This is a genomic window from Chitinophaga silvatica, from assembly GCF_003419895.1.
Classification (GTDB): domain Bacteria; phylum Bacteroidota; class Bacteroidia; order Chitinophagales; family Chitinophagaceae; genus Chitinophaga; species Chitinophaga silvatica.
Window position 1 is genome coordinate 179,958 of the sequence record NZ_QPMM01000014.1, and the last position, 14,254, is coordinate 194,211.

The 14,254-nt window shown below is 40.7% G+C and carries 6 protein-coding genes; all 6 read left to right on the forward strand.

What is annotated here, in order from left to right; all coding sequences use genetic code 11:
- Positions 1-523: 523 nt before the first annotated feature.
- The 6 genes from DVR12_RS24225 to DVR12_RS24250 all read left to right on the forward strand — a co-directional run bounded on the left by DVR12_RS24225 (position 524) and on the right by DVR12_RS24250 (position 14,252).
- Positions 524-2,251: a hypothetical protein gene (locus tag DVR12_RS24225; protein ID WP_199417194.1), complete on the forward strand. Its 1,728-nt coding sequence runs from the start codon at positions 524-526 to the stop codon at positions 2,249-2,251.
- Positions 2,252-2,319: 68 nt separating this feature from the next.
- On the forward strand, positions 2,320-5,484 hold the full coding sequence (locus tag DVR12_RS24230; RefSeq protein ID WP_116978393.1) for a SusC/RagA family TonB-linked outer membrane protein: 3,165 nt from the start codon (positions 2,320-2,322) through the stop codon (positions 5,482-5,484).
- Positions 5,485-5,505: 21 nt separating this feature from the next.
- Positions 5,506-7,404, forward strand: a complete 1,899-nt coding sequence (locus tag DVR12_RS24235; protein WP_116978394.1) for a RagB/SusD family nutrient uptake outer membrane protein — start codon at positions 5,506-5,508, stop codon at positions 7,402-7,404.
- Between the two features lie 32 nt (positions 7,405-7,436).
- Positions 7,437-10,532 (forward strand): SusC/RagA family TonB-linked outer membrane protein, encoded by a 3,096-nt coding sequence (locus DVR12_RS24240; RefSeq protein ID WP_158563363.1) that lies wholly within the window; start codon positions 7,437-7,439, stop codon positions 10,530-10,532.
- Positions 10,533-10,550: 18 nt separating this feature from the next.
- Positions 10,551-12,305 (forward strand): RagB/SusD family nutrient uptake outer membrane protein, encoded by a 1,755-nt coding sequence (locus DVR12_RS24245; RefSeq protein WP_116978396.1) that lies wholly within the window; start codon positions 10,551-10,553, stop codon positions 12,303-12,305.
- Between the two features lie 90 nt (positions 12,306-12,395).
- A complete protein-coding gene (locus DVR12_RS24250; protein WP_116978397.1) occupies positions 12,396-14,252 on the forward strand; it encodes a beta-N-acetylhexosaminidase in 1,857 nt (618 codons plus the stop codon).
- Positions 14,253-14,254: the final 2 nt, after the last annotated feature.

Consider the following 14,254-nt stretch of genomic DNA (forward strand, 5'->3'; position numbering starts at 1 on the left):
GTTATTGTAGTAATACATTCAAACAACAGGGGGTTAATCGATGTTCAGTACCGTTATTATTCTGGTGTAAAAGTAGATGCTTCGATTTTAGAAAAAAAGCATTGTCGATACACTTCAGCTTTACAAGTGTTTGTAACCTTTTCGGGTATATGAAGTTTGTTCGTCCACAAATTCAGTTCGTTTGTCGATAGTCTGTATTTCGTTGGTTAATTAACTCACCATAACTCACACTGCTTCTAAAATATTCTATTTCATTTTTCTACAACTTTTTTGCTGAAATATTCTCTCATTTCATGCCCTAAAACAGGATAGTGCAGGACGGCACATGATAGTGCAGGACGGTGCATGATAGGACAGGATAGTACATGATAGGGCAGGTTGCCGACGCTGAATTATATCTCTAATATTGAATTGTGCTTAATCACCAATACAGTGAACAGACTTTAGAGACTGGAGTAAACAACCAGAAAATTCCACTATGAATAAAAATGTGATGCGGAGAATTTGTAATAACTGTGTAATCATGCTTTTGATAATTACATCAGCTAAAGCTCAGCAACCGCCAACCAACTACAGTGCCAGTTTACCGGCCACAGATGCAATAGGAAGAAAACTCCCAACATTTGAAGAAGTAGGAAAAGTGAAACAGAACAAATTCGTTGGAATGTTTTATTGGACCTGGCTTTACGAACAAAGCAAAAATCTGCGACCTCATAACACAACTGCTTTTCTGGAAAAACATCCCGAGGCATTATATGATTTCAATAATCCGGCATGGCCAAAAGGAATAATGAACTTTTGGAACGAACCTCTTTTCGGATTCTATACGAACATGGATAAATGGGTAGTGTGGAAACATGCGGAAATGCTTGCGGATGCAGGAGTTGACATGATTATGTTCGATTGCACAAACGGTGATTTAGTATGGAAGTCGGCCTATCAGAAATTATGTGAAGTATTTTCTGAAGCTCGTAGCAACGGTATTAAAACCCCACAGATTGCATTCATGATGGCTTTCGGTGCTTCAAAAGATTCTAAGAGTGCCATTAATCAGGTGTATAATGATTTGTATAAACCAGGTAAGTACAAGGATCTTTGGTTTATGTGGAAAGGTAAACCATTAATAATGGCATATCCTGATAATATAGATGATCCTGAAATCAGAAATTTCTTCACCTTCCGCCCAGGCCAACCTGTTTACAATAAAGGCCCAATGAGAAATGATCATTGGGGCTGGCTTGAAATATTCCCACAACACGGATTTGCAAAGAACCCCGATGGCAGCTTTGAACAAATGACTGTTGGCGTTTCTCAAAACTGGACAAAAGCAAATGGACTCAATCCAATGAATGCAAGAGGAGCTTTTGGAAGAAGCTATACAAATAAATGGGGGCACGACAGACGTCCGGATGCTTATCAATATGGCCTGAATTTTCAGGAGCAATGGGATTATGCATTAAAGCAAAACGTGGAACTCGTTTTTGTAACCGGATGGAATGAATGGATTGCTGGCAGATATGATGTATGGTGCGGACAACCAAATGCATTTCCAGATGAATTTGATACTGAAAACAGTCGTGATATTGAACCAATGAAAGGTGGACATAACGATAATTACTATTACCAATTAGTAGCCAACATTCGTCGTTTCAAAGGTATGCCGGCACCGGAAAAAGCATCAGCACCAAAAACTATCAGCATAGATGGAGCTTTTGATGATTGGCAAAATGTATTGCCGCTATTCAAGGCACATAAAGGCAGCACGTTGCATAGAGATGCAGACGGATTTCCTGGAACGCATTATACCAATACCACCGGTAGAAATGATATTGTAGCTGCAAGAACCGCAAGAGATAAGGACTATGTTTATTTCTATTTAGAAACAGCTGAACCGCTTACCCCTTCTACCGACCAGGGTTGGATGCGTTTATTCATTGATGTAGACAGAGAGAAAAGTACCGGATGGGAAGGATACGACCTGGTAATTAACAGAGTTTCGCCAACTGGAAAAGCCATTATGGAACGTAGTATCAATGGCTGGAACTGGAATAAAGTAGCAGAGATCGATTTTAAATATAAAGGAAACCAATTAGAGTTACGGATTCCACGAACATACCTGGATGCAGCAGGTAAGGGCCTCAACTTCGAATTTAAATGGTCAGATAATATGCAACAGAATGATATCATTGATTTTCTTGTCAATGGAGATGTAGCACCGGCGGGCCGTTTCAATTATCTATACCAAGAGTAGCTAGTCATTCTTTAACCAATTTTATCATACCAAAATTTGCGTCAGCAGAAGTCTTAAAAGACCACGATATGGAAAAAAACAAACATCGTAGTTGGGTGATGCTATGCTTTATCCTCCTGGGGATATGCGGCTCACTACCATCCCTGGCCCAGAACAAAATTAAAGTTTCCGGTACGGTTCTAGACTCGGCAGGTTCTAGTCCTATCCCCGGAGTATCAATTCAGGTACAGGGCACTAAAGTTGCCACACAAACGAAGCCCGATGGTAAATTTACTATCGAGGCAGATCCAAATGGTGTATTAATTTTTAGTTTTATTGGTTACGGCAAACAAACTGTTGCCATCAACAATAAAACTAGTTTATTGATCAGATTATCGTCTACCGATCAAAAACTGAACGAAGTAGTAGTGCTTGCTTATGGCCAACAGAAAAAAGTAGCTGTTACAGGTGCTGTGGCTAGTGTTAGTGGCAAGGATCTTCGTCAAAGTTCCTCCGCCAGTTTAACTGGTGCATTAGCAGGTCGACTACCTGGTTTATCGGCTGTTATGGCCAGTGGCCAGCCGGGACGTGATGATGCTACTCTGTATCTCAGAGGTGCCAGTACCGTTAACGGTAAAGACCCACTTATTCTGATAGATGGAGTACCTCGTGATAATTTGCGCACACTGGATGCTAATGAAGTTGAATCTATTTCTATTTTGAAAGATGCCTCCGCCACTGCCGTATTCGGAGTACGTGGTGCTAATGGTGTTATCCTCATCACCACCAGAAGAGGTTCTCCGGGAAAAACTGAATTGAGCTTCAGCCTCGATCAGAGCATGAATTCCTTTACTACTGAACCGGGAAGAATTCACTCCTTAGAATACATGGAGATGTATAACCGTGCTGCTGCCAATGATAAACTGGTTAGTCCCTATACCGAAAAAGTAATGGAAAAATTCCGCAATCCATTAGCCGGATTAGATCCTAATGATCCGGACTATGAGAAGAAAAAACAATTGCGTGAATACATCTATCCGGATCATGACTATTTCCGCGAATACATTTCAAAATATTCTCCTCAAACCCGTGCTAATCTGAACTTAACAGGGGGTACGGATAAAGCGACTTTTTTTGCAAATTTTGCCTATATACATCAGGGTGGTAATTTAAAGACCGAACCAAAATCTCAGTTGGGATATGACCCTTCTGTGAAAATGGATCGCTTCAACTTCCGCGCTAACCTCGATTACAAATTAACCAACAGTTTAAAGGCAATCCTTAATATCGCCAGCTATATTGAAAAGGTAAATATGCCTTCTTCAAATACTTATCCGGGTTCATCTACTGATTGGATGATCAATGATATTATGTACCAGGCGAGAACTATCAGACCTTTCACTCCTGGTCCGCTTACCCTGCCTGGATATGGTGCTCCTGAGAATGCTCAGGTATATCCCGATTATCTCGATCGAAGCGCTTTTGAGGTGATAAACAGACAAGGGTTCAGAAATGAGTTAAGATCTAACCTCAATAGTACTTTAGGTGTAGAGTGGGATCTAAGTAAGCTGATAACAAAAGGTTTAACTATTAAGGGAATGATCTCTTATGATGCTAAATCTACTTCAGCAATGCAAGGTAGCAAGTATGAACCATTATACCTGGCTTACGTCAATTATGATAAGGATGAATTGACCTATGGTACTAAGAAAGCAAGCGACGACAGATTGTCTATAGGCAAAGCTGTAGATTCCCGGTACAATATCAATATGCAGGCCAGCATTAATTATAACAGAACATTTGGTAAACACAGTGTTGGAGGTATGTTCCTGGGGCAGAGAGATTTCTGGGAGGCTTCCGATGGTGTAATACCATTTAATGTAATTGGAATGGCCGGTCGTGCACAATATAACTATGATAACCGCTATTTCGCGGAATTCGATATGGGATATAACGGCTCCGAGCAATTCGCCCCTAAAAAACGTTATGGTTTCTTTCCGGCCGTTTCAGGTGCTTATGTGATCTCCAATGAAAATTTCCTGAAAGGTAATGATATTCTATCCTTACTGAAGTTAAGAGCCTCATATGGAAAAGTGGGTAGCGATAAAATATCAGATACCAGATTCTTATACCAATCTGATATTACTACCTCTACTGGTGGCGGACCTCTCTCCGGAAGTATAGCAGGAACAGTAAATCAAAAGTTGCTTGGAAATGAAAATATTACCTGGGAAACGGCTGTGAAACAAAACTATGGTGTTGATTTTGAACTGTTCAAAAACCTAACCGTCACTTTCGACTACTTCTTCGAGAATCGTAAGGATATCCTTATCACTCGTGGTATGGTGCCGGTTATTCAGGGAGTACCGTTAGGCTATATTCCAAAAGTAAATATGGGTGTAGTAGATAATCAGGGTTATGAATTAGAGGTTACTTATCGTAAAAATCTAACCAAAGATTTATATGTACGCCTGACTGGTAACTATTCCCGTAATAATAGTATTGTAAGGAATAGAGATGAGGCAATGAGAAGCGATGATTATGCCTATCGATATAGAGCAACAGGGTTTAGATTGAATCAAAATTTTGGATATAAGATAGATTATAGTAACGGTAATGGTTACTTTAATACACAAAAAGAATTGGATGAATATTTGGCACATACAACTTATTCATTTGGAAAGCCGGGTTTAGGTGATTTTAAATATATTGACTTAAACGGCGATGGTGTGATAGATGCAAAAGATGTGGCACCTGTTAAATACTCGAATATTCCAGGAACTGTGTATGGTGCAAATTTGAATCTTGGATTTAAAGGCTGGGAACTTACCATCTTCTTCCAGGGTGTTGGCCGTTTTTCTTCTCAGTATGGTGACCAGGGAGTTTATGAAAATACTAAGGAGGGAAGCTACTATGATTATCACAAAACTGCATGGACGCCTGAAAGATATGCTGCTGGAGAGAAGATTACCTACCCCGCATTACATATAAATTCAAACCCTAATCAAAATGCTAACGATTTCTTCATTCAGGACAGATCATACCTGAGATTAAGAACATTGGAACTGGCTTATAATCTGCCGGCAAATTGGTTGAAACCTATGAGGATGAAAGCTATCCGTGTATACATTGGTGCTCAGAATCCTTTCCTGTGGAGCAACCTGCATACAACGCACCTTGATCCGGAAAATTCAAGTCCGCTGGCTTATACCATTACCAAAACGTATAACATCGGGCTGAGTACTACTTTCTGATCTTATTAACTTCTATCGGTTATGAAAAAATTATATATCTATTTCTTTATTCTTTCTTTTTTCTATGTGGCGGCCTGTAAGAAAGCATTGGATACAGCGCCTGATGGAAAGATTACTTTGGGAGATATTTTTACAGATACCAGTAAGCTGAAAGCTTTACTTAATACTTGTTATACCGAAATTCCTACTAAAGGATGCAGGTATTTTTTCTGGAGTCGTGGCCCGGTTGTTTGGTGTGATGAAGCATGGGATACAGATGCGGAAGCAGAATCTGGTTTATCTGCCGGCACTTTGTATAACGGAAAGGCATCTGCTGAAAAGTTTTACCCTATCGATGGTTCTGCAGATGCCAGAAATGGCGATTACTGGGCAAAATACTGGACATCAATCCGTAATTGTACGCTCTTTCTGACAGGTATAGATACTGCCAGTGCACCATTAGATCCTGAAGTGAGAAGCCGCTGGAAGGGAGAAGCTCACCTGCTGAGAGCCTATTACTACTCTGAATTGTTAAAGTGGTTTGGACCAGTACTCCCAATTTCTAAATCACTGTATAAGTTTACAGATGACTTCTCTAAACTTAAGAAAGAGAGTTATTATAACGTTGTAAAATTCATTATTGAGGATTGTGATGCTGCTTTAAATGAAAAATTTCTCCCAACTAGAATTAACAATGGCGAAAATTACAGATTAACCAAAGCAGTAGCTGAAGCACTTAAATCTAAAATGATTCTTTTTGCTGCAAGCCCTCTGTTCAATGAAGGAAAAAATTATTGGGAAGAAGCATACAATACTAATAAAATCTCTCTGGCTAACCTTAGAGCCATGGGTTATGAACTGTATCGCAACCTCAATTATACTGCTACTTATGCTTCTGCAGATGCATTCTTCGGACCAGACAATAATAAGTATGCTGCCATTTATAATGAGTACTTCACGAATACCATGAAATATGATGGTGCCAGTTTAGATAAAGAAACAATTTGGGAGAGCCGCGATAATCAGGGTAATGTTTGGGATATTGATGGTATTGGAGCACAGGATGGTTATAAAGCAGGTACCTGTCCTTCCCAGGAACTGGTAGATGCCTATGAAACTAAGGATGGTAAACCAATTTTAGATCTGGCAAATCCATACCTGGACGAAAAACATACGCAGCCTAATTATAATAAGGATAATACAATGTATGATCCTCAAAACCCGTATGACAATAGGGATCCACGTTTCTACGCATCTATTTATTATAATGGATCTAAAAGAAAGGCATGGTGGACATTTAGCGAAACTCCTGAATGTATAGAAAATTATCCTGCTGGTATTGGATACAGAACCAGAGTTATTGCTACCTGGGCCGGAGAGCCACAAACAGGTATTGGTAATTCTGCAAGGAAGAGTACCAGAACAGGGTATTTCGAAAGGAAATTCCTGCACCCCAATGCCGGTAATAGTGTTGTTACAGTTGCTGCTGCAAATACAAAACTATTCCGCCTCGGTGAGGTAATTCTCAACTTCGCCGAAGCTGCTGCGGAAGCCGGACACCTCGATGAAGCTGCTGAAGCTGTAAACGAAATCCGCCGCCGTGTTAATATGCCTGATTTACCAACTGGTCTTACTAAAGAACAATTAATCCTTCGCGTCAGAAGTGAACGCAGAATTGAATTGGCTATGGAAGAAAACAGGTATTTCGATTTGCGCAGATGGACTTCCCCTGGAGGCGATCTTTCCAAAACCTGTAAGTATGTTACTGCAATGGAAATTACCCGTAACAGCAACGGTACTTTTACATATAAACGTCGTACCGTTCGTGAAGCTGAGCGCATGAACTACACTAATAAATACCTCTTATTCCCCGTACCGCTTGATGAAGCTAACCGCATGAAATCAATCACAGGTGATAACTGGCAAAATCCAGGATGGTAACAACATTCACAAAGACCATTAACATAAATAAAATGAGAGCTAAATATATTCCACATAAAATATTTGTTAGTGCATTTGTATTGTTGTCGGCTATCAGCCCCCGACTATCTGCACAACAAGCAATGACAATTGTTAAAGGAAAAATTACTGACCAATATAACAGACCGTTATCTGGTGTAGTGGTAAACTCTCTGGATGGAAAAACAGGAACATCCACCAACAGAAATGGAGAGTTTCAGTTTGAAGTCGTAGATGACTCCCAGATAACAGTTTATCAGAAAGGCTTCCTCCGCCAGGCCGTTAAGGTCAAAGGTGGTGAACTACCTGTTATTGTGCTGCAACCGGATGTTCATAAACTCGATGAAGTAGTAGCATTAGGTTTAAGCAAACAATTGAGAAGAGAAGTAACCGGTGCTGTTTCTACTGTAAGCGGAGAAGAATTACAAATGGCTCCTGTAGCTAATTTGGGTCAAACCCTGGCAGGCCGGCTTTCCGGACTTACTGCCCAGGAAACCTATTCCGAACCTTCCAGAGCTACCACTCAGTTTAATGTCAGGGGGTACTCTTCTGAACGTAAAAATGCTCCGTTAGTCGTTATTGATGGTATTCCAAGTGCCTATAACACTAACCAGACACTTGAATACATTTCACCAAGTGAAATAGAATCAATCAGTGTGCTGAAAGATGCTTCTACCCAGGCAATCTATGGTATTCAGGGCGCCAACGGTGTAATCGTAATCCAAACCAAGCGTGGTAAGAAAGGTACTTTGAAAACAGATGTGCGCCTCGATCAGTCTTTCCAGCAGGTTACCACCAAACCTACCAGGTATAGCTCCTACGATTATGCAAGATTGATGAATGAAGCAGCCGCAAACGATAGCATTGCTCCAATTTATTCCCAGACACAATTAGACGGGTATAAAAATGGTACCGATGCAAAATTATATCCGAACAATGACTGGTACGACAGATACTTCCGCGACTTTGCCCTAATGCAACGCGTAAATGTTGGATTAACAGGAGGAAATGATAGAGTGGTATTTTATTCCAACCTAAACGTAATGCACCAGGGTGGACAATACAATACCGATCAACCTAAATACAAAACAAATCCTAATAACATATGGGTAAACTATAGAACCAATATGGATATGTACCTGCATAAGTATATCAAGGCTTATCTGAGCCTGGCAGGTAATATTAAGAGAGAACGTGTTCCAAATGGAGCTTCTGTTAGTACACTTTATAGCAGTATGTTTCAAACACAACCAAATGTTTTTGGTCCGTTGAGTGAGCAAGTATTAGGTGCTAATGGAAAAGTACTGGACCCTGGTGGAAATGTTGTGGTTACTAAAGGATATAATAACAGTACCTATGGTATGCTCAATCGTTCTGGGTTTACAAGACATACTGTTACAAATATTGTATCCCAGGCAGGTTTGGATGTTGATCTAAGCTGGATTACTCAGGGATTAAACCTCTCAGGAACTTTTGCTTATCAGACAAATTCCGTAGGTAGCCTCAATGCTTACCAGGATTATGAACGTTACTTCCCTGATGGTACAAGACCTTCACCTGCAGGAACTAACTCTTCGCTGGCTTACTCAAAATCCCATTCCCTGTATTATCATCTCGATTATAATGCCAGGTTGAACTACAACAGGGCATTTGATAAGCATAATGTAAGCGCTTTTGGATATATTTTTTATCAAAACCTTACCAAGGCTGATAACAGTACACCAAATTCATTCCCTTATAACAGACTACACTTAGGGGCTGAACTGGCATATAACTATGCGAACCGCTACTTTGCGAAGTTCGATCTCGGATACTCTGGTTCAGAGCAATTTTCAAGAGGCAGCCGTTATACCTCTACACCTTCTGTAGCAGTAGCATGGGAAATGACTAACGAAAACTTCCTGAAAAGTGTAAACTGGCTCACACAGTTAAAACCTCGTGTTTCCTGGGGTAAAACAGCAACCGATCAGATCGGAGGAGGAAGATTTGCCTATTTGGATGATATAAGATCTGGTGGCGGTGGTCCTATCGGGTCACTAGGTGGTAGTATCAGTGAAAACGCTTTAGGTAACCCTTTCATCTCTGCTGAAATCTCAACGAAGAAAAATGCAGGGATTGACATTGGTTTATTCAACGCACTCTCTTTATCCTTCGATATCTTCAGCGACCGTATGGATAATATGCTGGTAGGTGCAGTAAACGCTATTCCTGCTTACCAGGGATTTCCATTAGCAAACTATCCGCGGCAGAATATGGGGATCTTCACTAATAAAGGTTATGAGATCGGTCTTAATTATACAAAAAGTCTGAATAAAGACCTTACAGTTTCACTGGGTGGTATGCTGAGTTACCAGAAAAATACTGTGATAAGCTGGAATGAAGCAAATAAGGGAGATGGTTATGCATACCGCTACTGGTCTACCGGTTACTCACTTGGTCAGGCATTTACCTACCTGGTTGATTATAGCAATGGCAATGGGATTTTCAATTCAAGAGACGAAATCAACAAGAGAAATCTTAACTACACAAGTTTAGGTAAAGTAAGGGTAGGAGATTTGATCTATCAGGACCTGAATGGCGATGGTATTATCAATGACAAAGACAAAGCTCCTGTTGGAACCGGTGATCTGCCAAGAAAGATTTACAGTATTACCGGAGGTGTTCGTTACAAAGCATTTGACCTCAACTTCATGTTCCAGGGCGTTGGAGAATATAAAACTACCTTCGGTGGTTTAGGAATCAATGAAACTGCTAACCAGGGCATGTTTGGTGCCATCCATGCCAATGCCTGGACAGCCGCTAAATATGCCGCAGGTGAAGCCATTACCTACCCGGCTTTGTCTACCAAATCTTCCGTAAGTCAGATTACCAGCGATTTCTTTTTGTATAACAGGGCATATATAAGACTTAAAACACTTGAAATTGCCTATACATTACCAGCTATCGTAGCCAGAAAAATTACAGCAGATAATGTTCGGCTGTTGGTAAGCGGACAAAACTTACTGACCTGGGATCATATGAAAACAAAAGACTTTGGCCCAGAGGGTGGTGGATTCACTTCTATTCCGGTATACAGAGTTTATAACGTAGGATTAAATGTAGGATTCTAATCAATTAACTACACCGACATGAAAAAATTTATCATCATATTTAGTGTCATTACAGGGCTGTTTGCTTGTCAGAAGCAGCTCGATTTACCAAGTGATGGCCGTCTGACGAATACTGACATCTTCAATAACTACGACAGGGTTAAGGCTTATCTGAATTCTTGTTATGGATTTTGCCCAAGCCCGGTATTTGAAAGAACATGGGCTACAGATGAAGCACAGGATGCTAATATTGCGAATGCTAGTTCCACAGATAGCCGTAACTGGTATCAGGGTGCCGTTACTTCTATTAATTATGGAAGTATTTCGGTAGATGGAGATCCCTGGACCAACTTATTTACCGGAATTCGTAAGGTCAATAATTTCCTGGCAAATATAGGTGCCTCAAGAACTATCGCCGGTGAAGATGAAAAGAACTCCTGGATTGCACAGGCGCATACATTGAGAGCATTATACTATTTACAGTTAATCAAACGTTACGGTGATGTTCCAAAACTTGATTCTGTATTAAGTGTAGGCCATGATTTTTCGAAAGACAAAAAGAATAAGTTCAATGAGATTGTTACTCTTATTCTGGCCGATTGTGATGCTGCCCTGAAATTTCCGGTTCAGAGAATGGGCTTCCCCTGGGATATTTATGAAAACCAATATGGTATAATGTCTCGCGCTGTGGCTTACGCTATAAAATCAGAAGCAGTATTATATGCTGCCAGTCCTCTTTGGTCTGATGGTACCTATAGCTGGGAGCAAGCAAAGCAAATTACTGCGGAAGCTTTGTCGCAATGCCTGGCCAACGATTACAAACTGTTTAGTGAAGTGCCAGCTACTGATATTGCACAAAATGCCTACGCATTATATCATCTTATCGGATCAAACGACAGAAGGTCAAGAGATAAGGAAACCATTTTGCACATAGGCGGACAGTTGCAAATATGGAAGAATGCAGGTTTGCCTTCCAACCTCTCTGTAGCTTCTGCCGGCTCATGTCCTACTCAGGAAATGGTAGACAAATATGAGATGATCAACGGAGAAGCACCTATTACCGGGTATAGCGATGGCGCAAGATTAAATCCAATCATTAATCCTGCTTCCAATTATGATCCTGCTAACCCGTATGTCAACAGAGACCCACGATTCTACGCTTCCATTTATTATAACGGAGCTGTAAGAAACCTGGCTTCTCCGGCTTCAAAAATTGAAACTGCTAAAGGTGGTAAGGAAGGTATCAGCCAAACTGATAACAAACGTACTCCTACCGGTTACTATATGCGTAAATTCAATAGTAACAAATCTACTTCTACTACGAACCTGGATGGGTCTATTCGCTTATTCCGACTGGCAGAGTTGTATCTCAATTTTGCAGAAGCTGCAAACCAGGCGGTAGGACCTGATGTTGCTGTAACTATCGGTACCTTCTCTATGAGCGCCCGTGATGCCATTAGTGCTGTAAGAAGCAGGGCTGGTATGCCGGCTTTCCCTGCAGGTATGTCTAAAGAGAATTTTGAAAAGAAGTATAGAAATGAAAGAGCAGTGGAACTGGCGTTTGAAGGACATCGTTATTTCGATGTTCGCCGCTGGAAAATTCTGGATCAGACAGATAAATTTGTTACAGGCATGGAAATCACCAATGATGCGGGTACCCTTACCTATAAGAGATTTAAGTTTGAAGACAGGAATTGCTTTGATAATAAATTCCTTTTGTACCCAATCAATCAAACAGAGGTAGATAAAGTTAAACAACTTACTGGCATTAGCTGGCAAAACCCAGGCTGGTAATTAGTTTTAGCACCAACTTTCTAATCAATTTCGTATGGGCATCCGAGACAGTTTTGTATCGGGATGCCCATACACTTTAAACAAACCATGATGATTAAAAAACTAACAACAGTAGCCGTGTTTTCCTTACTGTCAGTACAGCCACTGTTAGCTCAGGAAAAACCCGCGCTGATACCACAACCGGTAGAAGTAACTACTGGTAGAGGTTTTTTTACTATTTCCAAAGATCTAATAATTATTGCCGATCCAGGCCTGAATGCTGAGACTACCTTCCTGAAAGACTTTCTTAACCAGGTTACAGGTTTTCAGGTTCCTGTTAAAACTACTGCAACGGGAAAGGTTATACGTTTATCTCTTCTTAAAACACCTGATAACACAATTAAAGATGAAGGCTATAAACTAAATGTAACTCCTGCAACTGTTACCATTCAGGGTAATACCGCTGCCGGAATATTTTATGGGATTCAATCTCTGATTCAATTATTCCCACCTGAAGTGGAAGCCCTGAAACTGAACAAGCAAATCTATCAGCTGCCAGTAACTGCTATTACCGATTACCCTCGTTTCGAATGGAGAGGACTAATGCTGGATGTAAGCCGACATTTCTTTCCGCTAAGTTTCGTTAAGAAGTATATAGATCAGATGGCTAAGTATAAATACAATGTATTTCACTGGCACCTGACAGATGATCCGGGATGGAGAATTGCCATCAAATCATATCCTAAATTAATTGAAGTAGGGGCCTGGCGCCCATTGAGAGTAGGAAGATGGGGCTCTTTCCCCGCACCGCCTAAAGATGAAAAAAATAGTGATGGAGGATTTTATAGTGCAGATGAAATTAAAGAAGCTATTCAATATGCCAAAGACAGACATATCACTATCGTTCCTGAAGTAGATATGCCTGGGCATAGCGCTGCTATTATTGCATCCTATCCCGAACTTTCCTGCACCAGTCAGCCCAGACCTACCTACAGTGGAAGCAGTGATGGTGCTGGTGTGAATGTTTTATGTGCCGGTAAAGAAAGAACATTTGAAGTACTGGACACTTTAATTGGAGATCTGGCTGCCATGTTCCCTGGTGAATATATTCATATCGGTGGCGATGAAGTAGATAAAAGCTTTTGGAAACATTGTGCCCTTTGCCAGAAAAGAATGAAGGATGAAGGATTGAAAAATGAAGAAGATCTGCAAAGCTATTTTATTAAAAGAGTAACCAAGCTGGTAAATAAACATGGTAAGAAAGTAATTGGTTGGGATGAAATATTAGAGGGTGGACTCGCTCCAGGTGCTGCAGTAATGTCGTGGCGCGGTTATGAAGGTGCTATTGAGGCCGCCAAAGCAGGGCATAAAGCAGTGATGACTCCAACCAGTTTTTGTTATCTCGATTATATGCAAACAGATATGCATATCGAAAATACAGGTGGAGCATATGTGACGCTTTCCAAAGCCTACGAGTATGAGCCTGTTCCCGCTCAAGTAGATGAAAAATACATTCTGGGTGGCCAGGGCAATTTATGGACAGAATTTATTTCTTCGGCCGGAAGAGCCGAATATATGACCTGGCCAAGAGCATTTGCATTGTCCGAAATCTATTGGTCTCCAAAAAAAGTACGTTCAACTCCTGAATTTCTTTCCAGAGTAGAAAAGCATTTTGTACGTTTATATAATGCAGGTGTAAACTTTGCTCCGGCAATTTACGATCCACAGATCCATGTTGCCAAAGATGAAACAGGAAAGCCAACAATCTCCTTTACAACTGAAGTAAAGAATGTAGAGATCTACTATACATTTGATGGGGTTATACCTGATCAGTATGCGATCAGGTATTTGGGTGGCCCGATTATGCTAGCTCCTGGTGCTTCTGATGTGAAGGCCGTAACCTATAGAGATGGTAAACAAATGGGAAGAGTGTTGTCAATTCCCCTCAATGAAATAAAAGGAAAATAGAA